Raw genomic sequence first — 26,993 nt, forward strand, 5'->3', positions numbered from 1 at the left:
CCATCACAGACCCCGAACACGCCGCCACCGGCGTTGTAATGTGCCAGGAAGTACACCGTCGGCAGGCCGCCGCGGCCGGCTCTGCTCCGCTGGTCGAGGTCGAACAGCGCGAGCTCGGCTCCTACGACCGTCTGTTCACCGTCATCGACGGCGGCAACAACCAGGAGGCCGGCTGATGCCCCGCACCGCCATAGCCACCCGGGACAACGAACCGCCTGCTGCGGTGTCCGGGCCGACGCCGTGGACGTCGAGCAGGCCCGGAGTTCTCGCTTTGATCGCTTCTGCTATCCGCTTGTTGAGGTCGAATCGGTCCGGTTCGGTGATCGGTTCGGGGAGCGGCCGCATGGGTGCCGCGCTGTGCAGGGTGCGGTGAGGCCGATGCTGCTTGTAGGTCGACTCGAACTCGCCGAGCGTGTGGAGCAGGTGGGCCTGGTCCCAGATCAAGGTGCGGTCGAGGAGCTCGTGGCGGCAGGTCTGCACCCAGCGCTCCATGATCGAGTTCATGCGGGGCACGCGGATGCCGGTGGTGACGACCTCGATGCCCTCAGCCTCAAAGACGGCATCGAACGCGCGGGTGAACTTGCTGTCGCGGTCCCTGATCAGGTATCGGACGGTGACGCTGGCATCCTGGAGGTCCATGACCAAGTTCCTTGCGGCCTGGGTGACCCAGTCCGCGGTGGGGTGGGCGGTCGCGCCGAGGATGCGGATGCGGCGGTTGGCGTGCTCGATGACGGCGAAGACATAAAGAGTCGCGCCGTTCAGGGGAGTGACGGTGAAGAAGTCGCAGGCCAGAATCGCGTGCGCCTGGCCGCGTAAGAACGCGGCCCAGGCCTGACGGTCACGTTCGGGCGCCGGCTCGATCCCGTGAGCTCGCAGGATCTCCCAGACCGTGGAGGGTGCCACCTTGATGCCGAGCACGGCGAGTGCCCCGTGGATGCGCCGATACCCACAGGAGTTGTTCTCGCGGGCCAAGCGCAGGACAAGGACCTGGATAGAGTGACGGGTCGGCGGCCTGCCAGACCGCCTGCGACGAGAGGCAACCCCGTGGCGACGGCGCATGAGGTCACGGTGACACCTCAAGACCGTCTCCGGCGAGACGATCAGATGCAACTGCCGCAGCTTCGGCCTGGGGAGCCGGTGGAGGAGCGCGGCCAGGAAAGCGCGGTCCGCCGGGGTGACGCGCGGCCTGTCGATCTGCCTCTGTAGGACAGCTAACTGGTGGCGCAGCGTCAATATCTCGATGTCCTTGTCCACATCGCTCATCGGCAGCAGCCGTATGAAGGCGAACACCCTCGACACGGCGAGGTAGGGCAGTCGCAACAGCACGATCCACCAACCTGACACGCCCATCCGGCGATCACTGGCCGTTCGCGACAATCTGCAGGCCACAGACCATGGATGGGGACTTCGGCACCCGCAGGGGACGGTGGACCGGACCGCGCGGGGTCGCGTTATCGCGGCAGGGCCTGGCTCCCGGGCGGGGGAGCCTCGCCAGGACGGTCGGCATGGTAACGACCGAGACCTCCCCGGTCAGGAGACGGTGCACAGGACAGCGCCCGGCCACTGCCAGCAGTTGCTTGATGTGGGCAGGCTCCAGATCGCCGGTCAACCTGACGTCCTTGACGATCTGCCCGTGCGGATCGAACTTCGCCGGGCCGCCGCTGCCTGACGCCGACCGGCCGTCGATCGGGGGCGATCGCGCACTGGACCGCGAAGAGCAGTCAGGGACCGATGGAGCCTGAAGAGGAGCTTCATCATTCCCTTGTGAATGGTGGGAATGCGGTGCTGCCATAGCCCGGGGGGTGTGCTGAGGTGGCAGCGTCAGCCGAGAGCCACGGCTGTTCCACCGTTGGAAGGACCCGCACTGTGGCACGCTTACTGACTCGACGTCATCTCATCGGCACCGTTGCGGCGCTCGGCGGCGCAGCCCTGGCGGGGCCGTTTGATTCCGTCGCGCAGGCTGCCACCGTCGTATCCTGGCCTGACACGATCGCCACTCCGCCGGGCTTCCAGCCCGAGGGGATCACCATCGGTCCCCGGGCCGTGGCCTACACGGGCTCGCTGATCGACGGCTCGGTCTACGGGACCGAACTGGCCACGGGACGTGGGCGGATCATCAGGGAGGGACAGGGGCCGATGTCAGTCGGTCTCAAGGTCGATCCGTACGGCAGACTGCTCATCGCCGGAGGCGACAGCGGCGAGGTCCGCGTAGTCGACCGGCGCGACGGGCGTCTGCTGGCATCCTGGCGGGCGGAAACCGGCACCACGTTCGTGAACGACGTCGTGGTGGGCTGTGGCGGAGCATGGTTCACCGACTCGTTCAACGATGTCCTGTACCACCTGCCGCTGCACACGCCCCTGCCGAGCACCTCCCCTCTGCGCAGGCTGCCGCTCGGCGGCGCCTGGGCGTCCACGCCGCCCGGCGGAGAGTACTGGGGCGCCAATGGCATCGCCCTGACGCCGGACCGCAGGGCGTTGCTGGTCGTGAACGACAACGTGTCCATTCTGTACCGTGTCGACCCGCGCACCGGGCAGGCCACCGGGACCGCCCTTGACGGCGGGGCGGTCAGCAATGGCGACGGCCTGGTCCTCCATGGCCGCACTCTGTACGTCGTACGCAACTGGGCATACGCCATTGATGTGTTCAGGCTCAATGACGACGGCACTCGCGGGACTTTCGTCAAGCGCATCACCGACGCCCGCTTCGACGAGCCCACCACCGCGGCCGTCCACAACGGCCGCCTCTACGTCGTCAACGCCCGGTTCGACGCGGACTGGTCGGACCCGACGACATCGTCGACCATCGTCAGCGTGCCTTTGTAGGGCTGCCAGGGGAAGGGCGCCCTCATCCGGCTCCAGCTCGAACTCGTCGTGCAGCATCGTCCTCAACAGCGGTCAGGGCTCGCAGTCGGCTGGCGCGTCATGGTCCACTCGTACCCTCCACGACCGGCTGGTCGAGCGCACGCCGACGGCTTCCGCACGTCCGGGTCGGCCTCTGGGACCAGCCGGTCGCCCGTGGACTCCAGCTTGATCAACTCGGTGAGCACCCTGGAGGCGTCGCCTTGACCCCGTTGAGCCCCGCCCGACGACCCAGGTGACCTCACGCTCGGACGGCGATCCCAACACGCGGCTCGGCGGACCGGTCGCCGACTGACCTGGTTACGGTCACAGGAGCTGCCTCGGACGCGGTCACAGCCCGGCGTGCCAGTCCCGCTCCAGATCGCCTGTGTCGAATACGCTGCGAAGACGTCCAACCTGGCGTTCTTGATAACGCGTACGCACAAGGGAATGCCGCCCGGTGGCGGCTCTTCACGTCGGCCCCGATGGCGCAGTTGCCGGATGTAGGAAGGGGTGTGGCATGAGGCCCCCAGGCGTGCACCTACGGGAGATCACCGACGACAACCGGGATGCCGTTCGTGCCCTCCGCGTCCGACGTGACCAGAAGCAGTTCGTCGCCTCCGTGTCCAAGTCGCTCAAGGAGGCGGCAAAGACGCCGGAGGCCAATCCCTGGTACCGCGCCGTGTACCGTGGCGACGAGCCAGTCGGCTTCGTGATGCTGTCGTGGAAACCGCCGGGTGGTCCTTTCAAAGGGCGGCACTTCCTCTGGCGCTTTCTGGTCGACAAGCGGTACCAGAGGCGAGGGATCGGCCGAGAGGCGCTCACGCAGATCGCCGCCCTGGTTCGCGCGGATGGCGTCACCGAGCTGCTGACCAGCTACGAGCCCGGCGACGGCGAACCGTGGCCCTTCTACCAGAAGTTCGGGTTCGAGCCCACCGGGGAGATCGACGACGGCGAGATCGTTCTGCGGCTCACCTTCCCCGCTCGGTGAGCTCATGCGGGAAGCCGCGGACTGTTTTGACCTCCGGTGGTCACATGACGAAGAAGCTGGTGGGCACCTGGAAGTTTGCGTCCGAGCTGCACGATCCACGCCGCGGTGGGGTGCGCGGTGGCGCCGAGGATTCGGACGCGCCGGGCGGCGTGCTCGATGACGCGAAGACGTACAGGCGCGCGCCGGTCAGGGTGCGGGCTTCGAAGAGGTCGCAGGCGAGCAGGGCCTCGGCCTGGCCGCGCAGGAACTCGGCCCAGGGATCCCCGACTCATGGCAGCGATTCGACGGCTCGACCGCCGAGTTCATCCACCGCATGCTCACCGACCCGCACCACCCCTTCTCGATGGCCCGTTACTTCGACGTCCACTGGTTCCAGAGCTACGAGAGCCTCGAAGCGGACGGCGACTGAGCACCCCGGCAGCCTGCATATCAGGGGTGCCCGACCGGGCCGTCGCGCAGAGACCTGGGCGTCGGAGGGGCCGCCCACGGCGCTGACCAGGGGTGGAGCGCCGGGGAGTCGAGAGCCTCGTCCGCACGGGCGGCGGGATGACGAGCGTACACGCGGCACAAAGGGCGAGGCGGGGGTGGTCCGCGTGGGCGCGCCGCCGAACCCGGCAGTGCATGGCGCAGGGTTTTGGTCAGCGGGAGGGCAAGGCCCCGCTGTCGGTGCCGAGGCTCGCGCGGTCGGCTGCCGCGCGACCGCTCGTCCAGCCTTCCCAGTCGCTGATGCCCGAGGACCGGGAGTAGGAGATCTGAGGGAAGATCCGTTCGGTCTCCTCCTCGACCGCCCGGTGGCGGGCGGCGAGGACGGGCAGCACCCCGGGCGCACCCGCACCCGCCCGCGCCGACGCTCCCGGGACACCCGACGCGGCCACCGCCGCGTCAGTGGCCTGTGCGGTCGCCTCGGTGAGCCGCTCGCCGATCCTGGTCGCGTACGAGGTCAAAAACGACTGACGGAAGGACCGGGTACGACTGCCACCGCCCACATGCGTGCGTCCGCCCTCGGCCTGGAGGGCCGCGGCCACCTGGACCAGCAGCGAGGTGTACAGCAGCTCCACCGAGTCCAGGTCCGCCTCGAAGCCGATGACCGTGGCGAAGCCGAGGTTCTTCGACCACACCGAGCGGCAGCGATTGGCTTGGGCCACCACCTCGAGCAGGATCGCCTTGGGCTGTTCGTACGGGTTCTCCACCCCCACCCGGATACCGGCCGGGGTGTCCCGGCGTCCGCCGCGCGCGGCCAACAGGGCCTCGCTGATGCTGTGCTCGGACATCAGCTGCTGGGCCTTGGCGGTGAGCGCCTCGGCCTCCTCGGGGAACTCGGTCGACTCGGCCTTCGTCAGAAGGGCGCGGATACGTCCCAGCATCCGCGCCGCCTCAGGAGACGCGGGCCGGGCCGCCGCAGCGGTCGAGGAGGCGTTCGGCGGCGGGCACAGAAGCTCGAGAGCAGGCAGCCAGGACAGCAGCCGAAGCAGCTCCATCAGGCAGCGCGCGACACGGAGATGGTCCGCCTTCTCACGAAGGGCCGCGCCGGGCAGCCACTGTTCGTCGGACTCCCACCACACGCGCGCCTCGAGCTCGTTCAGCTGCGCCGCCCAACGGTGGTCAAGCCCCCGGGCCGCGTACCGCCGCGCCTCGGCGGCGATCAGGTCCACCGCAAGGCGGCCATGACGGGGCTTCAGCTCCTTGCGTACGGCCCGTACGACGTCAGCCGGCTGCCAGCCGGCGCGCCACAGCGCACCGAAGAGCCGGTCGGTCATCGCGAGCACGGCCCGGCTGAGAGCCGGCCTGCGCCGCTCGGAGGAGGCTAGCCAGGACGCGGCGGCGGCGATCTCCCGCTCGGCGTGTTCCTCGGGCACCTCGATCAGCTCGTGGACCGCCCGCTCCAGCTCATCGGCGAGTGAGGGCGCGCGCGGCGGCGGCACAAATGCGAACGGCCCGTCCTGCGCACCGCCGTTGAAGGTGCCGCCGAATCCGAAGGCCGCCCCGGAGCGCGTCGACTGCCGCCGCTCCTGCCCCTGTGCCTGCTGGCGGCGCTGCTTCTGCTTTGCCTTGCGCCGTTCCTGGTTGCGCTTGCCCATCGGTGCTGTCACCTTCCTGCCCGCGCCGTGTGGTCCCTCCAGTCTGGCAGGCGGGCGCACCACGACGACCGCCGGCGGCCCGGGCACGGCCTTCTCTGTCACAGAGCCGCGAGAGACTCCAGGTAACCCGTCCTGTCTGAGGCTGCCGCCAGGTACACGCCTGACGGTTCGGTTCCGGGAACGGGGCCCGGCCGCTGCCCGCAGGTCATCCTCGCTGAAACCCACAGCGTTCATTCAAGCCGACCGGCGACGCCGAACGTGAGCAGAGGGCATGGCCGTTCCGGCCGGTTGGCATGCTCGATGACCGCGAAGCCATACAGCGTCGCGCCGTTCAAGGTGGTGGCGGTGAAGAAGTCGCAGGCCAGGATCGCGTGGGCCTGGCTGCGCAGGAACGCGGCCCAGGTCTGACGGTCACGTTCGGGCGCCGGCTCGATCCCGTGCTGCTTCAGGATCTCCCACACGCTGGAGGGTGCGACCTTGACACCGAGGACCGAGAGTTCGCCGTGGATCCTTCTGTAGCCCCACCCACTGTTCTCGCGGGCCAGTCGCAGGACGAGAGCCCGGATGCTGCTGGGGGCACCTCCCGGCCGAAGGCTGGGGGAGGGTCGGTTGACGGCCGACCCGCCTGTGGCGGGAGGCGTCGGCGTGGCGGCGGCGCATGAGGTCCCGGTGCCACCTCAGAACCGTGTCCGGGGAGACGATCAGGTGCAGCTGCCGCAGCTTGGGCCTCGGGAGCCGGTGGAGGAGCGCGGCCAGGAAAGCGCGATCCGCCGAGGAGACGCGTGACCTGTCGATCTGCCGCTGCAGGACGGCCAGCTGGTGCTGCAACGTCAATATCTCGATGTCCTTGTCAACGTCGCTCATCGGCAGCAACCGTATGAGGGAGAACACGCTCGACACGGCGAGGTAGGGCAGTCGCAGCAGCACGGTCGATCAGCCTGACACGCCTGTTCGCTGATGACGGCCGTTCCCGAGAACCTGCAGCTCACAGGCCATGGATGGGGTTTTCGGCACCCGCACATTATGGAGCGGTACGAGCCCGTCGAGCACCCATATTTGCCTATCAGGCAATCTTTTTGCCTGAGGGGAAATATACGGGGTTCAATCGAGACATGAACGTGACGTCGACAGCCGGGTTTCCTCAGGGGATGCGGCTGTACAGCGTCGCATCCGCACCTCACGTACAAGCCCCAGGCGATCGGCACCCCGGCCCACGGCGCAGGACCGTGCCCTGCACGATGTCGCTGCCGCTGACTCAACATTGCCGCGCCCGGCCGCGAGCCTTTGAAGGGATTGTTCACTATGAGCCGTACGCAGGTTCTTGTCGACGCTGACTGGGTGGAAGCGCACCTGGACGATCCCGGCGTTGTCGTGGTGGAGGTGGACGAGGACACCGCTGCCTACGATGTCAATCACGTTGCCGGTGCGGTGCGTATCGACTGGCGCAGTGAGCTGCAGGATCCTGTCCGTCGTGACTTTGTCGACGGGGTCGGCTTCGAGGCGCTGCTGTCGGGGAAGGGCATTGCCAACGACGACACCGTCGTGCTGTATGGCGGTAACAACAACTGGTTCGCCGCGTTTGCCTATTGGTACTTCAAGGTCTACGGCCACCAGGATGTGAGGCTGCTGGACGGTGGCCGTAAGAAGTGGGAGCTGGATGGCCGCCCGCTGGTCACTGAGGTGCCGGATCGTCCGGCGACCCGGTATGTGGCGGCGTCGGCGGATGACTCTCTGCGTGCTCTGCGTGATGAGGTGCTGGCGTCGATCGGCACCCGCAATCTGGTGGATGTGCGGTCACCGGAGGAGTTCTCCGGTGCGTTGAGCGCGCCGGCGCATCTGTTGCAGGAGGCGGCCATGCAGCGGGGGCACATTCCCACGGCGGTGAATGTCCCGTGGTCGAAGGCGGCCAATGACGACGGCACGTTCAAGTCCGATGAGGAGCTTGCCGCGTTGTATGCGGACGTCGATGCGGGCCGGGACACCATTGTGTACTGCCGTATCGGTGAGCGCAGTGCGCATACGTGGTTCGTGCTGCACGAACTCCTCGGCTATGACCGTGTGAAGAACTATGACGGCTCCTGGGCGGAGTACGGATCCCTGGTCGGTGTCCCCATCACCCTGCCCCACGCCGTCTGACACCCCATCCCGATTCCGGTGGCGGAAGCAGGGACCGACGCCCCTCGCTTCCTGCTTCCGCCACCGATGCCCCAAGACGGTGCTCCGGGCCGAGATCCCAAGGAGTAGTACACATGGCCAACCAGCAGTCGCCTCTGCCAGCAGATCTACTGACACCGTCGACCGCCCGCACCCTGGACCTGGCTCCCGTTCGCTCGTGCCGTGGGCACTCTTCGTGTACATGCCAGGAAGAGCCGGCAAGGACCCCGGCGGGACGGACCGACACGCGTCAGCGGTCCGAAGGACAGTGGGCTCTGGGGGAGAAGACCCCGCTCAACGCGAACGAGCAGTTCAAGCTCGACGACGACGGCCTCAATGTCCGCTCCCGCATCGAGTCCGTCTACGCCGCAGGGGGATTCGCCAGCATCGACCCGGTCGATCTTGGCGGCCGGATGCGCTGGTGGGGGCTTTACACGCAGCGACGGCCGGGTATCGACGGCGGTAAGACCGGGAGCCTGGAACCGCACGAGCTGAATGATGAGTTCTTCATGCTGCGCATCCGCGTCGACGGCGGGCAGCTCACCACGGAGCAGCTGCGCACGATCGGCGAGGTCTCCCGTGACTATGCCCGCAACACCGCTGACATCACCGATCGGCAGAACATTCAGCTGCACTGGGTCCGCATCGAGGACGTCCCGGAGATCTGGCGGCGCTTGGAGTCGGTGGGACTGACCACCGCGCAGGCCTGCGGGGACACCACCCGGGTGTTCCTGGGCAGTCCGGTCGCCGGCGTCTCCGCCGAGGAGATTATTGACGGCACACCGGCGATCGAGGAGATCCACCGGCGCTGGATCGGTGATCCTGCATTCTCCAATCTGCCCCGTAAGTTCAAGACGGCGATCAGCGGCTCGCCTCTGCAGGACGTCGCCCACGAGATCAACGACGTGTCCTTCATCGGTGTGCTTCACCCCGAACTGGGTCCCGGATTCGACGTATGGGTGGGTGGAGGGCTCTCGACGAACCCGATGCTGGCCCAGCGCCTTGGCGTCTTCGCCACCCTGGAGGAAGTCCCGGAGATCTGGGCCGGCGTCGTCTCACTTTTCCGCGACTATGGATACCGCCGCCTGCGCAACCGGGCACGGATGAAGTTCCTCATCGCGGACTGGGGGATCGAAAAGTTCCGCGAGGTCCTGGAGCAGGAGTACCTTCAGCGCACCCTGACCGATGGACCGGCACCACCCGCGCCCACTGGGAATCGTGACCACGTGGGCATTCACCGCCAACAGGATGGCCGCTACTACATCGGCGCTGCCCCGGTGGTCGGTCGGCCCCGGGGGAGCACCTTTGTCGCCCTGGCCGACCTGGCTGAGGCTCATGGATCACGGCGCATACGTACGACTCCACATCAGAAGATCCTGCTGCTTGACGTGCCCGAAGCCGAGGTTGAAAGCCTCGTGGACGGCGTCGAAGCGCTCGGCCTGCAAGTGCGGCCCTCAACGTTCCGTCGTAACACCATGGCCTGCACCGGTATCGAGTTCTGCAAGCTGGCGATCGTGGAGACCAAGGCGAGGGCAGCGGCCCTCATCGATGAGCTCGAACGACGACTGCCGTCCTTCGAACAGCTCCTCACCATCAACGTGAACGGCTGCCCCAACAGCTGCGCCCGGATTCAGATCGCCGACATCGGCCTCAAGGGACAGCTGGTCCTCAACTCGCAAGGGCGCCAGGTAGAGGGATTCCAGGTACACCTCGGGGGCGCCGTGGGCATGGACGCCCGACTCGGCCGCAAGCTCCGCGGCCACAAGGTCACGGCCGACGAACTCCCCGACTACATCGAACGCGTCGTGCGGCGCTTCGACAGCAACCGCAAGGACGGGGAGCAGTTCGCCGACTGGGTCGCTCGCGCAGACGAGAGCGACCTGCGCTAGGCCGAGAACCGGCCGTGCGGGAAATCTCAGCTCGGCCCCATCATCGTGGAGTCATACGACTCGGTGTACTTGCTATCGCGGTCACGGAGCACGAAGTGCAGAGCCTCGACGCGGCTGCCGAGGTCGGCGGCGAGATTGCGGGCCTGCTGAGTCGCCCACTGCACGGTGGGATGGGCGGTGACGCCGGTGATGTGGAGCCTGCGGGTGCCGTGCTCAAGGAACGCCAGCGCGTACAAGCGCCTGCCGGTCACTGTGTCAACGTGGAAGAAGTCCGCCGCGATGATCCCCTCAGCCTGCGCAGTGAGGAAGTCGCGCCAACTCGGACCGGTACGGCGCGGCGCCGGGTCGATGTCGGCCGCGTGCAGGATTCCCCAGACCGTGGACGGTGCGATCCGGTGCCCGAGCCGGGCCAGCTCGCCCTGTATCCTGCGATGCCCCCACCGTGGGTTCTCCCGGGCCAGGCGCAGGACGAGCTTCTTGAGCGCGGCCGCGGTGGGCGGGCGGCCGGTGCGCCCGCGTCGGTGAGAGTAGTCCCACCTGCCAGCGATCAGCCTTCGGTGCCAGGCCAGCAGCGTCCCCGGCGTGACCGGGAAGACGCTGCACCAGTGGTGACGCGGAATCAGCGACGACAACGCGGCCAGCCAGAACCGGTCCATAGGCTCGTAACGGACCGGACCATCGAGCTGTCGCCGCAGCACCCCGTTCTCGTGCCGCAGCACGAGCAGTTCGGCGTCGTTGGCGCTGTCCCGACGCAGCAGCACCGCTGGCACGGCCAGCAGCGCACGAGTGGCCCGGTACAGCAGCGAGATGATCACCCGCGCAGCATTCCAGCCACCACCGAGCGCCCCGCACGCAGGCCCCTACCTGCAGCGATGACTTTACGAGCCCCACAGGCTCCAGCGGGACGCTGTACGCCACGCCCTCGCGGTGGCTGAGGGCCGGCAGGAATCGGCGCGGCCTTCGCAGTCTCCAGGCCATCGGCCGCCCGAGTTGCGCCCCGTGCTTGGTCCGGCGCCGGCCAGGTGCGAGCGTCAGTCGTCCGGCTTCATGGTCGAGCAGCGGCGCACGCCCACCGGTCCTCAGGGGGCTTGCGTCCACATCGACGACTGCACGATGACCAGCAACAACACGCATCCCGTCTCGGCGCAGGATGCTCGGACGGCGCTCACGGACGCGCAATTGGAGGCGTGCGCGTTCTGCCGACCGGACACCGAGCTAGGGATCCTCGACTGAGCCCCCGCACGAGCGAGTGCGGGGGCTCGATCCATATTCGGATGGCCCGGAGCACACTGGGAGTATGTCCGGACAAGCGCCCGTGATCGTCACCCGCCGCAGCCCGACGGCGGACGGCGGGTGACGATCCGCGATGAGTACGTCGGCACGGCGTACCACCTGCTCGACGTGGTGGAGTTCCTACACCTCGCAGGCCTGCCCGAGGCTGATACGAAGATCGACGACCCGGAGCTGCTCGAATGGCGCGGCGGGGGACCGTCCTACTGGGCTCCGAAGGCGCGCGGCTGAGGTTGTGCGGTTGGGTATACGTGAGCCCCCGCACGAGCGTATGCGGGGGCTTCGCTGTGCCCCTGTACATCCCCGGACGAGCCGAGAGACCCTGGTTAGGCAGGCCCATCCGGGCTGGGGACTGTGCCGTGCAACGCTGCTCCTGCCACGGGGTGCGCAATGCGAGTGGAATTGATCAAACGCGCCGCCGACGTGCTGTGGGACGTCCCCGACGACGCGCGCAAGGAAATCATCCTGATCATTAGCGCCACGGCCGAGGCCCCGTTCCCGCCGCCAGGGGCAAAAGCGGCAGCGTTCGGCAATCAGTGCTGGGTCGAGTACATGGCCCGGGGCAACGTGATCCAAGTGATTGACGTCGGGTGTCTCTGCTGACGGAGCTACGCGGCGGCGCTCTGCTCGGTCCAGATGCGTCCGCACCTGGTGCAGCGGGCGACGGGTGATGCGCCGGCGCCTCCGTGGAGGTTCAGGGAGCCGCCGCACTCGGGGCACGGCTGGGCGCGAGCCGCGGTGCGTTCGCAGAGGTGAACTCGATCGGCGACACGCCTGCGACGCCTTCGACCTCACGGACCTCCAAGCCTGCCCGATCTTGGTGGTTAATCCCAACTGTCGTGCGGCGAGGCGGAGTTGGAGTCTGGCGAGGTGGCTGTGGTTGGTGCGGTCGAGGGGGTGGCCGTTCCACCAGGCTGCTAGTCGGATGAGACATCCCATGCCGTAGCGGTGTCAAGCGGCGGTGGCGAGGGTTGCGTGATGTGACCAGGCGGTGGCCTCGTCGTAGTGGGTGCGGGTCTTGAGGCATCCGTGGAGGATGCCGACGAGGCGGTTGCCGAGCTGGCGCAGGGCGGGGTTGTAGCCGATGTCGCGGGCCCGCTGCTTGTCGTAGTAGCGGCGGGCGCCCGGCGAGGTGTTCAGGGCGGAGAAGGCCTGCTTGTGGAGGGCGTCGGCGAGGCGGTCGTTGCGGACGTAGCGGGCCTGGACGGTGTGGCTCTTGCCGGAGGCGCGGGTGATGGGGCTGGTGCCGGCGTAGTTCTTGCGGGCCTTGGCGGAGGTGTAGCGGGTGGGGTCGTCCCCGAACTCGGCGAGCACCCGGGCGCCGGTGATCACACCCATCCCGGGCAGGGAGAGGTAGATCTCAGCGTCCGGGTGCGCGCGAAAATGGGCGCTCACCTGCTCTTCCAGGGCGTCTATCTGCTCGTTCAGGGCGATCAGCAGTTTGGCGTGCGCGACCGCCGCCGCAGCGTAGGCGGCGGCCACCGGGGCGGCGATGCCGAGCTGGGGCTCGCACAGCGCGGCCTGGATCGCGGCGGCCTTCTGCTCCCGGTTGCGGCGGCGGTGCCGGGCCAGGACCGCAGTGATCTGCTGCTTCGTCAGCTTCGCCGCCGTCTCGGGTGTGGGTGCCTTGATCAGCAGCTCCAGGGCGTCGGTGCTGGTCAGCTCCAGGGCGGCGTAGGCGGTCAGCGCGCCGGGGAAGTACTCACGCAGCGTGCTGCGCAGCCGCTGGAAGGTGCGGGTGCGCTCCCAGATCAGCGTCTGATGGGCCCGGGCGACCACGCGGACGGCCTGGGCCTGGTCGCTGTCCCCGGCCACCGGTCGCAGCTGATCGCGGTCGATACGGACCATGTCCGCCAGCGCATGCGCGTCGCCCTTGTCGCTCTTGGCCCCGGAAGTGCCGTAGCGCTCCTTGAACCGGGCTGCCTGGCGTGGGTTGATCGCGTAGACCCGGTAGCCGGCGGCGATCAGCACCTGCACCCACGGCCCGCGGTCGGTCTCGATCCCCACCGCCACCCGCTCGGGCTCCAGTTCCTCGCCGCCGTACCGGGCGATGAGGGCGTGCAGCTTCGCGATGCCCTCCACACCCTCCAGCAGCTGCGTGGTGGCCAGCTTGCGGCCCGTCCCGTCCTGCAGCTCGACATCGTGGTGGTCTTCGGCCCAGTCGTCGCCGATGAACAGCACCAGCACCCCAACCCTTCGCTCTCGTAGGATCCTTGCGCAGCCTGCGGAAGGCACGGCTCGCGCCCTAATGGATCCAGTGCTCACACCCAACTGCCCGGTGGGCACGCCATCCCATCAGCAGTCTGGCCTCCCGGCCGACCAGCAGGGGCACGGTCTCATCCCAGAACTCACAGTGGCTCGGGTTGAGGTAGTGCTCACCGGCTGACGGCTACGGACCGTAGTCTCACCTACGACCCGCTGAGCCCCATTAGGTTGAGGGCGGTGGCGCTGGTGGTGTGGTCGAGGTGGGTCTTGGCAAGGCCGCGGTAGCGGGTTCGGCGCAGGCCGGTGGTGTGGGTGGCCTGGCGGATGGCGCCCTCGGCCCCGGCGCGGAGCGCATAGTCGCGCTGCCAGGTTCCGTCCTGTTGCCGGGCGCGGGCGGTGCGGATGCCTCGCGGTGAGCTCACGGGGGTAGAGGCTGAGCCGGCGGCCCTTTCGTGAGCTGGTGCACTGCTCCTTGACCGGGCAGGGGATGCAGTCCAGGGCGGTGAAGGCGACGACGGTCTTGGCCACGCCCTCCTGGACGACGTCGTTCCAGGTGGCGCTGATCTTTCCGCCCGGACAGACGGCTCGCTTGCGCTCCCAGTCGATGGTGAAGTCGTGTGCGGCGAAGCCTTGTTGGGCCTTGGCCTGGCGGGAGGTGTCGAGCAGGACCGGGGTGACCAGGGCGATGCCGTAGTCCTTGGCGGACGAGACGATCAGGTCGGCGCTGGGATAGCCGGAGTCGAGGTAGTGCCGGGCAGGCAGCAGGCAGCAGGCAGCAGGCAGCAGGCAGCAGGCAGCAGGCAGCAGGCAGCAGGCAGCAGGCAGCAGGCAGCAGGCAGCAGGCAGCAGGCAGCAGGTGGCGGCGGCGAAGGGCCTGGTGGATCGTTTCCAGGGCTTTGCTGTCCGGCAGGGCGGAACAGGTGGTCGTGACGTTGGTGATCAGGTTCGGGCGGGTCGGCCGGTCGTTGTCGGCCTGCGGGTGGCAGGTCTCCGAGACGTGCAGCTTGTAGCCGTTCCAGAACAGGTCACGCTTGGCGGACCAGCGAGTGTCGGTGTCGTAGGGAGAGGCCACGCGGGCCGGGGCGGGCGGCAGGCCGTCGCCGCCGTCCTCGGTCCGCTCGCGCTGCCGGATCCGCAGCCTGCCGGCCCGGTCGGTGGTGCGGGTGTAGTTCTGCACCAGCACGCACCGTAGGGTCTGTACCGCGGGCAGCTCGCGCAGCCACCCCGCAGACGTGAGCGCGTAGACGGCCTGCAGCAGCGTGTAGCCGTCGGCGGCGTAGGCGAGCGCGAGTTGGTTCTGCTTGGTCTTGGATGCGGGCAGTCGCCAGTTGTCGATCCGGTCCGCGTAGCGGTGGCTCCAGTCCTCCACCACCAGCACCTGATCGACCCATTCGGGGCATGCGGCGGCCAGCGCGTTCAGGGCCGCGCGGACGCTCTCGCCGACCAACTCGAGTCGGTTCAGATCTCGCACCGCGGCGACGATGTGCGTGGAGTCGGTGCGTTGACTGTCGCCCGCCTGCACCAAGATCCAGGGTCTGCAGGCGCTCCAGCAACAGGTCCAGCACACGTTCCTCCAGGCCGTGGGCGACAACACGGGAGCGGAACTCTGACAGCACGCTGTGGTCGAAGCCCGGATCCTCCAGGTTCAGGCCGAGTGCGTACTTCCAGGCGATGTTCTCGCGAACCTCGTCAGCAGCCTGTCGATCGGTCAGGTTCGCGGCCTTCTGCAGCACCGTGACCAGCGCCAGGCGCCCCGGCGACCAGCCCGGCTTGCCCACCTGGCCGAACGCGTCAGCAAAAGCCGCGTCCGGGAACAGCTCCCCGAGCCGGTCACGAACCTGCACCGCCAGCGGCGCCTCCCGCCTGCCCCGATACATCACCCGGATCGCCGCCGCGACCTGCGGATCCGGCTCAGGCCAGGACTGCGGCTGCATCGACACGACACACGCGGCTCGCCAGCACCCGGACGTTGCGAGTCAGGGCGCTGGACACCGTGACCGAGCCCATCGGTGTTGCCCCGTCAACGAGCAGGCCGATCGTTTTGGCGAACACGGCGGGGTTGCCGAAGAACACGTTGCCGGCCGACAGCGCGGGGAGCAGGTCGTCCATCTCGCGGCCGCCCGCATAGGCCCAGGTGATGAAGTTGGACTCCTGACCAAGCCAGTCCGTACCGGAGTGGTCGTCACTGACGCCGGTACCGGTCAGGAAGAGACCATTGCGGGAACAGACGTCCCAGACCTGCGCGAGGTGGTTCAGGTGGACGCCGCCGCGGCTGGGGTAGCCGACCTCGAGGATGTCGCAGTTCATCGCCCGGTTGCTGAGCACGGATGTTGCCACCGACGCGCGCAGCGCATCCTGCTGTACCGCAGACAGCAAGGCAGGGTGTGAGGTGCCGAACGGGTGGTTGTAGGAGGCGAGGCGGCAACGCGGGCCTACTCGATACCAGTCAATCGATCACTCGGGAAGGTACGCCCTTCGCGCCCCCTCCCGAGCCGATCCACAGGTAATGAGCATTGCTCGGCCCCCACCCGGTTCCCGGGTGGGGGCCTCATCGTTGTCCGTCCCGCTTTCTGTGTCACGTGCCCGGTGATGTGTGTGTCCCAGGACCGCATCCGGGCCGCTGCCCGGGCTCCCACCCACGTGATCGCACTGTGAGCCACCCCGTGGTCAGCGCCGTATGAGGAAGTCGAACACCGCCTGACGGCCCTTGTCGCTCGCCGCCCTGCTCTGCACCGAGTGTGCGGCCCCCTGCACCACCACGACCCGAGCTCGCGGCGTCAGCTTCTTCTGGTCGTACAACCATTCCAGCGGCGTCGACAGGTCCCGGTCCCCGCCGAGCAGCAGTACCGGTACGCCCGGAAGCCGACGGTGCTCCGGCGGCAGCGGCGGCACCGGCGTACGCGGCCAGTGCAGACAGCTGAGCATCGAGCCGAGGCCCGTCGCCGTGGTCTCGTCGAAGGGGCCGTAGTCGGCCGGGGTCAGGTCCGCGCCCACTTTCTCCAGCGCCTCCTGGCGCCCCGCCACCGGTGTGTCCGACCTGCCCCACGGATAGCGCCCGTCCAGGCACAGGGTCGAGGCGTGCAGCCCCTGGCTCAGCTCTTCCGCGGTCGCCGCGCTTCCCTGCCGTACACCCGCGATCAGGCCCCGCAGCGCTGCGGGGTCGCCGCCCGCTGCCTGGTGCAGGGCGTCGATCATCGCCGCGTAGTCCGGGTCCACGAACTCCCAGGTGGTCAGCACGTCCAGGACGTCGACGCCGTTGTCGTACGTGTCCACCACCTTGGCCAGATCCGCCGCAGGGTCCGTAGGGCAGCCGATCGCCTCGCATGCCGCCGTCAGCACGCGCGGCGCCGCTCGCATGGCGGCGCGGTCCATCGGGTCGTAGCCGGTCTGCGGCACCACCGAGTCCAGTACCAGCCGCGCCACGTGCTGCGGGTACGCCAGGGCGTACCGCTCGGCGGTGTACGTGCCGTACGAGACACCGTCGAGCGTCATCTTCCGCACGCCCAGCGCCCGGCGCAGCAGCTCCAGGTCGGCGACCGTGTCACTCGTGCTGTAGAAGCGGCGGTCGGGACCGATGGCCGCGGCGCAGTCCGTCACCGCCCGCGTGGTGGGCGGCGTGAGATCGGACGACCCCATCTCCTTCTGCAGCTGCGGGCATTGCAGCGCGCTCGCGCCGGTGCCGCGCTGGTCGATCATGACGAGGCGGTAGTCCTTCAGCAATGGCGTCAGCTTCTTGCTCAGTCCTTCCACGAACGGCACACCCGGCTGCCCCGGACCGCCCGTCAGGAACAGCAGTACGCCCTTCGGGGCCTTCACGTTGTCCGCCATCACGACCTTCAGGTCCAGCCGGTCCTGCACGCCGCCGCTGTGGTCGAGCGGGACCGTCAGCGTGCCGCAGCTAAAACCCTCCAGGCCGGGGCAGGCCGCGACGCCGGAGAGTCCCCCGCTCCCCCCGGCCAACGCCGCGGCTGCCCGGTCCTGCGCTGTCGACGTGCATGTCCCTGACAGCATCAGCAGGCCGGCGGCCAGCGCGACCGTCGCCAGCGCTCTGGGCCTCCGCATCCCCCGTACCTTCTCGACGCTCTGTGCTCCCCGCATCCCCGGCATCCCCCCGGTGCTCGCGCGCCTCCGCGCCCCCTCGTCTCCGTCGGCCACCAGACTGCGCCGAGCAGGCCCACTGGGCGAGCTTTCGTGCCACGATTCGAGCAGGTTCGAAGGGACACGGGACAAGGGGCAGCGGAGGGGCCATGATCGAACTCACCGTGAACGCCAGCGGACTGGCCCGCTCCCGCTTCGCGGTCTCGCCGTTGCACGAGGTCGCGGCGACGCTGCTGCCATGGGGCTTGTGCCCGAGCTCGGACGCCGATCCGTGGGTCACGCGCGCCCGGCGCGTGCTGCGCCGTGCGCCGCTGCCGCTGCCGCTGCTGTCGGAGCTGGCCCTGGACGGCGGCGGTTATGTGCCGGATTTCCTCAGTCCGCATCCGTCCGGGCCCTCGCCCACCATCGAGGAGGAGCTGGAGCGGGTCCGGTCCACCCCGCCCGAGCGGGTCGTGGGCGAGCTGGAAGCACTACGCGACGGCCGCCCGTGCAACGGCCTGGCCGGGTCGAATCTGCCGCCGGAGGTGCGACGGACGATGGCCCGGGGCGGCGGGTACGTCGCCCGGCAGGCCGCGGAGGAACTGCGGCGCTACTGGGACCTGGCCTTCGCCCCACACTGGGAGGACGCGAAAGCCGCCCTCGAATCGGAGGTCGACCGGTGCGCCGGTGTGCTGGCCCGGCACGGCGCGGCCGGGCTCTTCAACTCGCTGCACCCCGGCATCCGGTGGGCCGAGGGCACGCTGCGCGTCGACAGCCGGTTCACGGTGGAGCTGGCCGTGCCCCTGGTGGTCGTGGTGCCGTCGCTGGTGGCGGCGGGGCCGGGTGTGGCCGTGGACCCGGTGCCGGACGGACAGAGGCCGCCGATGGTGGCCTATCCCGTGCGGGACATGGCCACCGCGCCGACGACCTCCTCCACCGAGCTGGCCAGGCTGCTCGGACCCACCCGCGCCGGGCTGCTCGCGGCGCTGGCGCGACCGGCTTCCACCGCGCAACTCGCGGCACGTCACTTCGTCAGTCCCGCCACGGTGTCGTACCACCTAGGCGTGCTACACCGGGCGGGTCTCATCACACGCGCCCGGTCCGGACGGGCGGTGCTCTATCGCCGCACTCCGGCGGGATCCCGGCTGGCGGGAAGCCGGTAGACACGGCCCAGTCCCGCGTGAAAACCCTGATTCGGGCTGTTGATCAGGCCGTTTGCCTGCCTGCCGTCAGGCTGCTTGCTGGTACTCGTTGATGAGGCCGCCGAGTAGCTGGGTGCGGCGGACGCGGCTCCCAAGGAGATGACAGGTGCCGTCTGGCCGGTCTCTGCAGCTTGGGGAGGTTGGTGCAGGGATTGGTGGCGGCGGTGTCGGTTGTAGTGGTCGGTGTAGGTGTTCAGGACGGCGCGCAGGTGCCGCTCGTTCATGATGAGCAGGCGGTCAGTGCACTCGCGGCGGTGCGGGTGCCGATAATTCATCCGCCAGGTCACAGCCTTGATTGGCGATCTCCGATACAACTGCCAGCCGCCCCGCTGTCTTCACCTGGACAGGGTCGGACGGCGTCATGATCGGTCGTGCTGCTGCGCCTGGCCTACCTCGCTGCCACCAACACCTTCGCCTTCCTGCGGCTTCTGCCGATGAGCGACCGGGACAAAGACATCGAGATCCTCGCCCTGCGCCACCAAACTGCTCGTCCTGCAACGCGAGGTCGGCAAGCCCACCTTCACCGATACCGACCGCGCGGTGCTCTCCGGCCTGCTCCATCACCTCCCGATGGACAAGCTGCGGCACCTCCTGCTGCCGGTGCGCCCAGATATGATCATGCGGTGGCCCCACCGTGACGTGCTCAAGCGGCGCCATGCCGCGACCTGCAGACCGAAGCGACGCGGCCGCCCGCCCACCGTCCGCTCGATCCGCGTCCTGGTCCTACGCCTGGCCCGTGAGAATTCCTCGTGGGGCTACCGGCGGATCCACGGTGAGCTCGCGACCCTCGGCATCAAGGTCACCGCCTCAACAGTGTGGGAGATCCTCAAAGAGCACGGCATCCCACCCGCACCCGAACGGCAGACTACGACCTGGGCCGAGTTCCTGCGCAGCCAGGCCGAAGCGCTGCTCGCGAGCGATCTCTTCGAAGTCCGCACCCTGACCGAGGCGCGCCTGTACGTCTTCGCCGTCATCGAGCACGCCACCCGGCGCGTCCGAATCCTGGGCGCCACCGCGCACCCCACCGCGGAGTGGATCGTGCAGCTCGGACGCAATCTCCTCATGGATCTGGAGGACGCGAGCAGCAGAGCCAGATTCCTGATCCGCGACCGCGACTCCAAGTTCACGGCCGCCTTCGACGCCCTGCTGGCCGACGCCGGACTGAAGGCCGTCACCACCGGCATCCGGATGCCCCGAATGAACTCCATCATGGAGCGCTGGATACAGACCTGCCGACGCGAACTCCTCGATCGCACCCTGATCTGGAACCAGAGCCACCTCCTGCACGCGCTCCGTGAGTTCGAGACCTTCTACAACTGCCATCGGCCACACCGAGCCCTGGGCCAAGCCGCACCGCTCCGCCCACTCCCTGAACCGATCAGCGTGCCAGCACAGATCAGGCACCTGGAGGTCCGCCGACAAGACTGACTCGGCGGAACCCTTCACGAGTACCAACGTGCCGCTTGACCAGCCCGGATGATTAATCGGCACCCGCAGTGCCGTCCACCAGGACGAAGTCCGGATCGGTCTCGCGTAGGACTTTCAGCAGGCCCGCCGCACGCCCAGCGAGCAGGCCGATGACCGCGGTGGTGTAGGCGTGGAGCGGTGGCTCGCTGATGCCAAAGCCTGCAGCCGTCTTCGCCAGCGTGAGATGTTCGCGCAGGTAGACCAGGGCCACCATGGCGCGCTGCGCCGGGCGCAGCTTGCACCGCCGGTCACCCTCGCGGGTGACGATGAACCTGGTGACCCACTCGACCAGGGCGTGCGGCAGGTCGAGTGCGGCAGGATAGGAAACCAACGAGGCTTCTGCGCAGGTGAGTTGAGACGTCGAACACCTCCCTCAACGGCACGGGAGCCTCGTGCGTTGCGTCCCCCACAACCATCACCCGATCAGTGGCCAAGCTGAAGAAGCTCACTGAAATTCCGCGGTAGCTCGGCAGTCCGGCGTGAGGATGCGAGCCACCTACGATGAACAGGGATCTTCCCGGCAGTTCGGATGCAGGGAAGACAGGTGAGGCGCTGCTGGGGTCGACCCAGGCGAGCGCGCGGGACCGCCTGCCAGGTCACACGCCGGCGGCGGTGACGACCGCGTCGGTTGCGAAGCCGAGCAGCAGGCCGAGGAGGATCATCCAGGTGGTGATTTCCTTGAGGGCGGCGCGGCGGGCGACTGCGAGCAGTTCGATGACGACGTAGAGGATGGAGCCCGCGGCCAGCCCCAGGAAGGCGATGGACAGGGTGTCGTTGACCAGGTGCTGGCCGACCAGGGTGCCGGCGAAGGTGGGGCCGCCGCCGATAAGGCCGAGCAGGGCCAGAGTGCCCCAGGACGGGCGTTCGCCTTCGGCGGCGAGCGGGGCGACGATGCCGAAGCCTTCGGTGGCGTTGTGCAGGCCGAACCCGATGATCAGCAGCACGGCAAGCGAGATCTCACCGGTGGCGGCGGAGTTGCCGATGGCCAGACCCTCAGCGAAATTGTGCAGACCGATGCCGGTGGCGATCATCAGCGCGAGGCTGCCGGCTTTGGAGCGCGTCGGCCGGGCCAGTTCGCTGACCGCGGCGGCGCCGGGGCCGGGGGAGAGGGTGGGGGTCTTGCGGCGGGCGATGAAACGGTCCCAGTAGACGAGTCCGGCCAGGCCGACCGCCAGTCCGGCAGCCAGGACCGCGCCGCCGCTGATCGCGGTGCCCCAGTGGTGGTCGCTGAGTGCGGCGTCGGTGGGCTCCCAGGCTGCGCTGAGGACATCCCAGATCAGGAAGATCAGGATGCCGATGGCGACCGCGTTGAGGCCGGCTCTCAGCCGTGGCGCGGGGTTGTGGAGCCTGCCTATGGGCAGGCCGAGGTAGATCGTGAAGCCGGCGATGGCACCGAGCAGGGCAATCTGGGACGACGACATGGGGGTGCTCCGAGCGAAGGACAACGTGGGAACAGCAAAGCGGATCAGACCTTAGTTCTGCTTAGGCTTACCTAACAAGTCGTGGTGGGTTCTGTGCTGGTCGATTCGCCAAGTTTTTCTTCCCATACGTTCGTTGGTGCATCGTTCATGTGAGCGGAATGCCCGGAATGTCGCCACTACGAGGAGCGCGGGCCCACGTTCGTGTGACGGCCCGCCAAAGACCCTCCCGCCCCCATTCCAGCCCGCTACACTCTCCACGCCCAAGCCGTTGACCAGCGCCAATGAAGAAGTCCGGCTGGAGCAGTAGGTAACTGATGTAAGTCGGCCCGCAGGATACGGGTCCCGGTGCAGCCGGCCTCGCGGGCGGTTGCCAGGGCCTCGCTCACGAATTTCGGGGCGCCGCGGGAGTCTGCTGCCTTGCCGCGTCGCATCCGTACTGCGGCGTTCACCGGCCTCGGTTGTGGGGTGCAGACCGTGGCGAGCAGCGGGTGCAGGGGTGCGGATGCCGGTGAACCGGCCGTACTCGGCGCCCTGCTTCGCCCGGCCGTAGACCCGCTTGTGGGTGAAGTCGACATCGATGAACGCCAGCTCGTCCGAGCCCGGCAGCAAGGGGGTGTGCGCGGCCAGTGCGGCCAGGAATCGGCGGTGGACAGCGTGGAGTTGAAGGGCATGCCCGTGAGTGAACGCGCGAAGGAAGGTGCCCAGCGTGGACGGGGCACGGGCACCTGCGAACACGGCCGGCATCGCCCCGTGCCGCAGGACGTGAAGGCCGTCAATGCTGTCCGCACCCGCGGCCATGCCTGTGAGGTTCCAAAAGTCCTGTGCATGTGCTGGCCTGGTCGTTTGCTGGCTTCGCTGGTCTTCGTCAAGTGGCTTTACGGTACTCGTGGATGAGTCCGTTGAGGATGTTGTGGCGGTGGATGCCTTGTGCGGGGAAGAGGATGACGTTGGAGTCGTCGGCAGGGGCACGGAGCTTCAGGGCGCGGTGGGGCGGGCCGGTGTTGTAGTGCTCGGCGTATTCGTCGAGGACGTGCTGTAGGTGTTGTTCGTTGTGGATCAGGTGCCGGTCGGTGCACTCTGCCCGGATCGTCCGTATGGCCCTTGCGGCGTGGGCGTTCATCCGAGGGGTCTGCGGTGCGCTCTTCAGGATCTCGATGCCGTCTGCGGTGAAGACGGCGTCGAAGGCGTGGGTGTACTTGCTGTCGCGGTCACGCAGCAAGTACCCCAGGCGCTGTCCTCCGTCGCAGAAGCGCGGTGCCGATGTCAGCAACCGTAGGCAGCCTCTCGATCCCGAGTCTGGACGTGGCACTTTCTGTCCGCAGCGCCTCGACGACTCGCGAGGTGTAGCGGTCATGAGTGTGCGCCGAATGCGCATCCTGGTGCTCCTGCCGACGTACAGTCAGGAAGCCCCGACGGGGGCGTTCGTCACCAGCCGCGAGTACGTTCGGGGATTGTTTGCGGCCGGTCACGTCGTGCACATGGTGACCACGATCCGCGAGCCCGGCGAATATCGCATTGTGGATGGGGTGCGCGTGTGGCCGCTGCGGTGCTGGCGGCGCGCCGTCAAGGCCGCACACGGAGTTGGTGATCTCTCACTACGGGGACCGGCGAGCCGCGAAGATTGTTCCGCCGTACGTTCGCGGCTGCATGCCTCCGCCTGCGTTCCCGGTATTCGTCTGTGAGGACGGCGCGCGCATCGTCTACCACGTTCCCGGCGCTCGCCCGGGTGGCGGGCCGCCCCCGATGAGCACCGCAGGCAGCTACACGCTGCCAGGGCCCCGCAGGGAGCGCGCGAGGGGAGTCACGGACGCCAACAGGAAGGTGACTTTCACCTGGGCAGCCGGCATGTTCAACGCTGCTCCCGTCATCGCTCTCGCCATTGAGGCCGGCGGCGGATTCCCGTGGACGGCAACGGGTCCACGTCCAACCCGTACACCATCTTTTCCAGCGCAGCAGGGACGACTGTGAGGGGCGAGATCGTACACCGCCGGTCGTCGTCCTGTCTCGAACCAACGCCCTTGTTTCTGCGACCTGTTCGGTTGAGCAGTTCAAAATTGCCCAGTGATCCGACGCGTTCAGGTGACACAGACCGAAGCGCGAGCCATGGGACCGAGAGGACCACGTAACGACGCCGCAGCAAATGATCAATACGTGCGAAATCGAAACCTGGTTGATTCGCGGCACGTCAGAACGATCACCGGAGGAACCATCCGTGAGCGAGCCGCAACAGCCGACGGACGCACAGTTGGACGCCTACATACAGGCCAGATTGGCACTGGCCGGAGTTGACCTGAACCAACTCCCCGAACAAAGCGATCCGAAGACGGGCGCGCCGACCCGGGCGCAGGCCCTGTCGTCGTTGCGTGCGTTCGTCAAGAGCACCCCGCCCGCGATCGCTGCGTGGACGCCGTCCGCCGGCGGCGTCTGGGCGGCCGCGTACGCACAGCAGGCTTCCCCGCCACTGGAGTACCCGTCGATCACGGAGGCCTGGACCCGAGAGGCGGACGGACGATGAGCCGCGAGGTCAACCGCCGGGTCTTCCTGGCCCGTTCCACCGCCGTCGCCGCGGGCGTCACCCTTGCCGCGCAGGCCGTTCCCGCCTCCGCCGCGACCCGTACGGCGAAGGTCACCGTCCCGGACGTGGGGGTACGTGACGCGGCGCGCAAGGACCCGACCGAGGCGACCCTCGCCGAGGCCGTCGTTCTCGTACGGCGCGGACAGCTGAAGGCCGTCGACCTCGTACAGGCACACCTGGACCGGATCAACACGTACGACGGGACGTACCAGGCATTCGCCGAGGTGGTGGGCGGCCAGGCTCTCGCCGCGGCACACGATGTCGACCGTGGGAAGGGCAGCCGCGGACCGCTGGCCGGCATCCCGCTGTGCATCAAGGACAACTACTTCACGAGCGGCATCGCGACCCGCGCCAACTCCTTCATCTTCGCGGACTTCGTGCCCGACGAGGACGCGACCGCGGTCGCCCGGCTCAAGTCGGCGGGCTGCATCGTGCTGGGCAAGGGGCAGATGGGCCCGCTCGCCACCACCCGCGCGACCACTCCGGACGGCACGATCACCACCGTCAACGCCTGGACACCCGACAACCCGTCCACAGACCCCGGTGGGTCCTCGACCGGCCCGGCGTGCGCCGTCGCCGCCCGCATGGCGACATCCTCAATCGGCACCCAGACCGGTGGCAGCATCACCAATCCGTCCAACCAGCAGAACCTGACCGGGCTGAAGCCCACCATGGGCCGCACGTCCATCCACGGAGTCATCCCGCTGTCCTTCACCCGGGACCACAGCGGTCCGCTCGCCCGCGACGCGATGGACGCAGCTCTCATGCTGACCGTCCTCGCCGGCCCCGATCCGAAGGATCCGCGCACGCTGGGTCTGCCCGCCGTGCCCGATCTCGTACGCTCCGCCACCCCCGTCGTCTCGCGCGGCGGAAAGGTCCGGCTGCGCCGGGCGACGCGGATCGGCGTCCCCGCCGACTACCTCGGCAGCGCATCAGGTGACGTGCTCTCCATCCGCAAGACGTTCCTCGACAAACTCGCCGGCGTCTCCGGCGCCACGCTTGTCGACGTCGGATATCCCGATGACTGGGATCTGCTCACCGGCACGTTCAACGCGATTCGCCTCAGCGAGCGCAGCGAGCCGTTCCGGCACTGGCTGCGCACGGATCTCACGGCCTTCGGCGTCTCGTTGCTCAGCTGGCTGCAGGGGCTGATGCTCTCCGGAGACGAATGGGTCACCGGGCAGCGCGCCAAGAACCACCTTCTGCGAGAGGTGCTCGACGGCGTCCTGGGCAGCTGCGACGTGCTGCTCCAGACCGGGCCCGTGCCCTTCGACATCCTCGGCCTGCCGGAGATCGCCTTCCCGATCGGCTTCGACAGCGGTCAAGTGCCCGTCGGCGTGATCATCGGCGGCGCCCCGTACGAAGAGGACCGGCTCCTGGAAGTCGCCGCTGCCTACCAGGCGGTGACGGACTGGCATCTGCGTCGCCCGGCGGATCCGGCCGGCACGCATCCGCATTCCCTCGCGGCCGGGCGGGGCCGGCCCCAGATCACGGCAGAGGAGGCAGCCGCGACCTCGGCGTAGTCGCGGTGTCGCTCGGGCGTGGGCCTCGTTCATGATCAGAACGTGGTCGAGTGCCTCCCGCGGATCGTGCCGATCACGCGCTCGCAGTGGGCGTTCATCCGCGGTGCCTGCGGCGCGCTGAGCAGCACCTCCATGTCCTCCGCTTCGAAGACGGCGTCGAATGAGCTGGTGTACTTGCGGTCGTGGTCGCGAAGGGCGAAGCGCAGGGACTCGATGCGGGCGCCGAGTTCCGCGGCGAGGTTGCGGGCCTGCTGGGTCGCCCACTGTACGGTGGGGTGGGCGGTGACGCCGGTGAGGTGGAGTCTGGGGGTGCCGTGCTCGAGGAACACCAGCGCGTACAGGCGCCTGCCGGTCACGGTGTCCACGTGGAAGGAGTCCGCGGCGATGATTCCTTGCGCCTGTGGTGAGGAACTCGCGCCGGCTCGGACCGGAGCGACGCGGGGCCGGGCCGATGCCGGCAGCGTGCAGGATCTGCCACACGGTTGAGGACGCGATCGGGTGCCCGAGCCGGGACAGTTCGCCGTGGATCCGGCGATGCCCCCCACCGGGGATTGTCGTGCGCCAGGGGCAGGACCGGTTTCTTGAGCGCGGCAGCGGTGGGCGGTCTACCGGTGTGTCGGCGTCGGCCGGAGTAGTCCCACTTTCTGGCTTTCTGGCTTTCTGGCGATCAGCCTTCGGTGCCAGGCCAGTAGCGTCCCTGGCGTGATGGGGAAGACGCTGCTCCAGCGGCGGCGCGGTATCAGCGACGACAGCGCGGCCAGCCAGAACCGGTCGGCGGGCTCGTAGCGGACCGGACTGGTGAGTTGCCGTCGCAGTACCGCGTTCTCGTGCCGCAGCACCAGCAGTTCGGCATCCTTGGCGGTCTCCCGGCGCAGCAGTACCGCTGGCACGGACAGCAGCGAACGGGTGACCCGGTACAGCAGCGAGGTGATCACCGTGCAGCTTCCCAGCCACTGTCGAGGGCTCGGTACGCAGGCTCCCACCTGCAGCGATGACTTTGCGAGCCCCACAGGGTGACTCCAAGGTGCTGTACCCGAACGAGGTGTCCCAGAGCAGCGCTCCGGCGGGGCAGGACAGCGACGGCTGACCATCGCCCCGTCCTCATCCCGGCCGTGGGGGGGGGGCCCGGGCGGGGGGGGGGCGGCGCCCGCCCCGCCACCCCCCCCCCCCGACCCCCCCCGCCCCGGCCCCCCCCCCGCGGGGGCCGCCCACGGCTCCCGTCCGGGTGCCGCCCACCGTGGTGTCCGGCATCAGGGGCGGAACGTGAACGACAGGGCGAGGCC

At 68.5% G+C, this 26,993-nt stretch carries 22 protein-coding genes and 7 pseudogenes; 14 read left to right on the top strand and 15 right to left on the bottom strand.

Annotation, left to right across the window (positions count from 1 at the left end; genetic code table 11):
• Positions 1 to 38 precede the first annotated feature (38 nt).
• The gene (locus tag ACFYXB_RS33435) at positions 39 to 176 is read left to right on the top strand and encodes a hypothetical protein (RefSeq protein WP_389588745.1); all 138 of its coding nucleotides are present in this window, start codon (positions 39 to 41) and stop codon (positions 174 to 176) included.
• On the opposite strand, the gene ACFYXB_RS33440 is transcribed toward ACFYXB_RS33435, so the two are convergent.
• Positions 142 to 1,326: an integrase core domain-containing protein gene (locus ACFYXB_RS33440; protein WP_389588827.1), complete on the bottom strand. Its 1,185-nt coding sequence runs from the start codon at positions 1,324 to 1,326 to the stop codon at positions 142 to 144. The genes ACFYXB_RS33435 and ACFYXB_RS33440 overlap by 35 nt on opposite strands.
• Positions 1,327 to 1,866: 540 nt before the next feature.
• On the opposite strand from ACFYXB_RS33440, the gene ACFYXB_RS33445 reads away from it, so the two are divergent.
• Together ACFYXB_RS33445 and ACFYXB_RS33450 are read left to right on the top strand one after the other, a co-directional pair.
• Complete coding sequence (locus ACFYXB_RS33445; RefSeq protein ID WP_389588747.1) at positions 1,867 to 2,823, top strand: superoxide dismutase; 957 nt, start codon at positions 1,867 to 1,869, stop codon at positions 2,821 to 2,823.
• Positions 2,824 to 3,358: 535 nt separating this feature from the next.
• Complete coding sequence (locus ACFYXB_RS33450) at positions 3,359 to 3,829, top strand: GNAT family N-acetyltransferase (RefSeq protein WP_389588749.1); 471 nt, start codon at positions 3,359 to 3,361, stop codon at positions 3,827 to 3,829.
• Positions 3,830 to 3,900: 71 nt separating this feature from the next.
• On the opposite strand, the pseudogene ACFYXB_RS33455 reads toward ACFYXB_RS33450, so the two are convergent.
• The 3 genes and pseudogenes from ACFYXB_RS33455 to ACFYXB_RS33465 all read right to left on the bottom strand — a co-directional run.
• Positions 3,901 to 4,085, bottom strand: a pseudogene (locus ACFYXB_RS33455) (integrase); the annotation flags it as partial.
• Between the two features lie 382 nt (positions 4,086 to 4,467).
• The gene (locus ACFYXB_RS33460) at positions 4,468 to 5,907 is read right to left on the bottom strand and encodes a DUF2786 domain-containing protein (protein WP_389588751.1); all 1,440 of its coding nucleotides are present in this window, start codon (positions 5,905 to 5,907) and stop codon (positions 4,468 to 4,470) included.
• A gap of 284 nt (positions 5,908 to 6,191) precedes the next feature.
• Positions 6,192 to 6,834 (bottom strand): annotated as a pseudogene (locus tag ACFYXB_RS33465) (integrase); the annotation flags it as partial.
• A gap of 375 nt (positions 6,835 to 7,209) precedes the next feature.
• On the opposite strand from ACFYXB_RS33465, the gene ACFYXB_RS33470 reads away from it, so the two are divergent.
• Both ACFYXB_RS33470 and ACFYXB_RS33475 read left to right on the top strand, forming a co-directional pair.
• Positions 7,210 to 8,043, top strand: coding sequence for a sulfurtransferase (locus ACFYXB_RS33470; RefSeq protein WP_389588753.1), 834 nt, complete (start codon positions 7,210 to 7,212; stop codon positions 8,041 to 8,043).
• 113 nt (positions 8,044 to 8,156) lie between these two features.
• The gene (locus tag ACFYXB_RS33475; RefSeq protein ID WP_389588755.1) at positions 8,157 to 9,950 is read left to right on the top strand and encodes a nitrite/sulfite reductase; all 1,794 of its coding nucleotides are present in this window, start codon (positions 8,157 to 8,159) and stop codon (positions 9,948 to 9,950) included.
• A 47-nt stretch (positions 9,951 to 9,997) separates the two neighbouring features.
• Here ACFYXB_RS33475 and ACFYXB_RS33480 read toward each other — a convergent pair.
• Positions 9,998 to 10,765: pseudogene (locus ACFYXB_RS33480) on the bottom strand (integrase); the annotation flags it as partial.
• A 232-nt stretch (positions 10,766 to 10,997) separates the two neighbouring features.
• On the opposite strand from ACFYXB_RS33480, the gene ACFYXB_RS33485 reads away from it, so the two are divergent.
• From ACFYXB_RS33485 to ACFYXB_RS33495, 3 genes are all read left to right on the top strand, one after another.
• A complete protein-coding gene (locus ACFYXB_RS33485; RefSeq protein WP_389588757.1) occupies positions 10,998 to 11,183 on the top strand; it encodes a DUF6233 domain-containing protein in 186 nt (61 codons plus the stop codon).
• Positions 11,184 to 11,303: 120 nt separating this feature from the next.
• Entirely contained in the window at positions 11,304 to 11,471 is a 168-nt protein-coding gene (locus ACFYXB_RS33490; RefSeq protein ID WP_389588759.1) for a hypothetical protein, read from the top strand.
• A gap of 159 nt (positions 11,472 to 11,630) precedes the next feature.
• Positions 11,631 to 11,843: a hypothetical protein gene (locus tag ACFYXB_RS33495; RefSeq protein ID WP_389588761.1), complete on the top strand. Its 213-nt coding sequence runs from the start codon at positions 11,631 to 11,633 to the stop codon at positions 11,841 to 11,843.
• Between the two features lie 348 nt (positions 11,844 to 12,191).
• On the opposite strand, the gene ACFYXB_RS33500 is transcribed toward ACFYXB_RS33495, so the two are convergent.
• The 6 genes and pseudogenes from ACFYXB_RS33500 to ACFYXB_RS33525 form a co-directional block, all read right to left on the bottom strand.
• A complete protein-coding gene (locus ACFYXB_RS33500) occupies positions 12,192 to 13,421 on the bottom strand; it encodes an IS110 family transposase (RefSeq protein WP_389588829.1) in 1,230 nt (409 codons plus the stop codon).
• Between the two features lie 227 nt (positions 13,422 to 13,648).
• Entirely contained in the window at positions 13,649 to 13,867 is a 219-nt protein-coding gene (locus tag ACFYXB_RS33505) for a transposase (RefSeq protein ID WP_389588763.1), read from the bottom strand.
• A 40-nt stretch (positions 13,868 to 13,907) separates the two neighbouring features.
• Positions 13,908 to 13,973: pseudogene (locus ACFYXB_RS33510) on the bottom strand (hypothetical protein); the annotation flags it as partial.
• A gap of 497 nt (positions 13,974 to 14,470) precedes the next feature.
• Complete coding sequence (locus ACFYXB_RS33515) at positions 14,471 to 15,379, bottom strand: transposase (RefSeq protein WP_389588831.1); 909 nt, start codon at positions 15,377 to 15,379, stop codon at positions 14,471 to 14,473.
• Positions 15,357 to 15,821: a hypothetical protein gene (locus ACFYXB_RS33520; RefSeq protein ID WP_389588765.1), complete on the bottom strand. Its 465-nt coding sequence runs from the start codon at positions 15,819 to 15,821 to the stop codon at positions 15,357 to 15,359. The genes ACFYXB_RS33515 and ACFYXB_RS33520 overlap by 23 nt, the downstream gene beginning before the upstream one ends.
• A gap of 291 nt (positions 15,822 to 16,112) precedes the next feature.
• A complete protein-coding gene (locus ACFYXB_RS33525) occupies positions 16,113 to 17,507 on the bottom strand; it encodes an alpha/beta fold hydrolase (protein WP_389588767.1) in 1,395 nt (464 codons plus the stop codon).
• A gap of 185 nt (positions 17,508 to 17,692) precedes the next feature.
• Between ACFYXB_RS33525 and ACFYXB_RS33530 the strand changes: the two genes are divergently transcribed.
• Positions 17,693 to 18,685 (top strand): ArsR/SmtB family transcription factor, encoded by a 993-nt coding sequence (locus ACFYXB_RS33530; RefSeq protein ID WP_389588769.1) that lies wholly within the window; start codon positions 17,693 to 17,695, stop codon positions 18,683 to 18,685.
• A 410-nt stretch (positions 18,686 to 19,095) separates the two neighbouring features.
• A pseudogene (locus tag ACFYXB_RS33535) lies at positions 19,096 to 20,152 on the top strand (integrase core domain-containing protein).
• 67 nt (positions 20,153 to 20,219) lie between these two features.
• On the opposite strand, the pseudogene ACFYXB_RS33540 reads toward ACFYXB_RS33535, so the two are convergent.
• A pseudogene (locus ACFYXB_RS33540) lies at positions 20,220 to 20,522 on the bottom strand (transposase family protein); the annotation flags it as partial.
• A 265-nt stretch (positions 20,523 to 20,787) separates the two neighbouring features.
• Complete coding sequence (locus tag ACFYXB_RS33545) at positions 20,788 to 21,612, bottom strand: ZIP family metal transporter (RefSeq protein WP_389588771.1); 825 nt, start codon at positions 21,610 to 21,612, stop codon at positions 20,788 to 20,790.
• Positions 21,613 to 22,170: 558 nt separating this feature from the next.
• Between ACFYXB_RS33545 and ACFYXB_RS33550 the strand changes: the two genes are divergently transcribed.
• Positions 22,171 to 22,506 carry a hypothetical protein gene (locus ACFYXB_RS33550; RefSeq protein ID WP_389588773.1) on the top strand — a complete coding sequence of 112 codons (336 nt, stop codon included), beginning with the start codon at positions 22,171 to 22,173 and terminating at the stop codon, positions 22,504 to 22,506.
• Here ACFYXB_RS33550 and ACFYXB_RS33555 read toward each other — a convergent pair.
• Positions 22,478 to 22,831, bottom strand: a complete 354-nt coding sequence (locus tag ACFYXB_RS33555) for an integrase core domain-containing protein (protein ID WP_389588775.1) — start codon at positions 22,829 to 22,831, stop codon at positions 22,478 to 22,480. The genes ACFYXB_RS33550 and ACFYXB_RS33555 overlap by 29 nt on opposite strands.
• Before the next feature lie 133 nt (positions 22,832 to 22,964).
• Between ACFYXB_RS33555 and ACFYXB_RS33560 the strand changes: the two genes are divergently transcribed.
• The 3 genes from ACFYXB_RS33560 (at position 22,965) to ACFYXB_RS33570 (ending at position 25,710) form a co-directional block, all read left to right on the top strand.
• Positions 22,965 to 23,294, top strand: a complete 330-nt coding sequence (locus tag ACFYXB_RS33560; RefSeq protein WP_389588777.1) for a hypothetical protein — start codon at positions 22,965 to 22,967, stop codon at positions 23,292 to 23,294.
• Between the two features lie 530 nt (positions 23,295 to 23,824).
• Complete coding sequence (locus ACFYXB_RS33565) at positions 23,825 to 24,127, top strand: hypothetical protein (protein ID WP_389588779.1); 303 nt, start codon at positions 23,825 to 23,827, stop codon at positions 24,125 to 24,127.
• A complete protein-coding gene (locus tag ACFYXB_RS33570) occupies positions 24,124 to 25,710 on the top strand; it encodes an amidase (RefSeq protein WP_389588781.1) in 1,587 nt (528 codons plus the stop codon). Before ACFYXB_RS33565 ends, ACFYXB_RS33570 begins: the two co-directional genes overlap by 4 nt.
• A 12-nt stretch (positions 25,711 to 25,722) precedes the next feature.
• Here the strand turns inward: ACFYXB_RS33570 and ACFYXB_RS33575 are convergent.
• Positions 25,723 to 26,645: pseudogene (locus ACFYXB_RS33575) on the bottom strand (integrase); the annotation flags it as partial.
• Positions 26,646 to 26,993 lie beyond the last annotated feature (348 nt).

Source organism: Streptomyces sp. NPDC002619 (assembly GCF_042889305.1).
Taxonomy (GTDB): Bacteria; Actinomycetota; Actinomycetes; order Streptomycetales; family Streptomycetaceae; genus Streptomyces.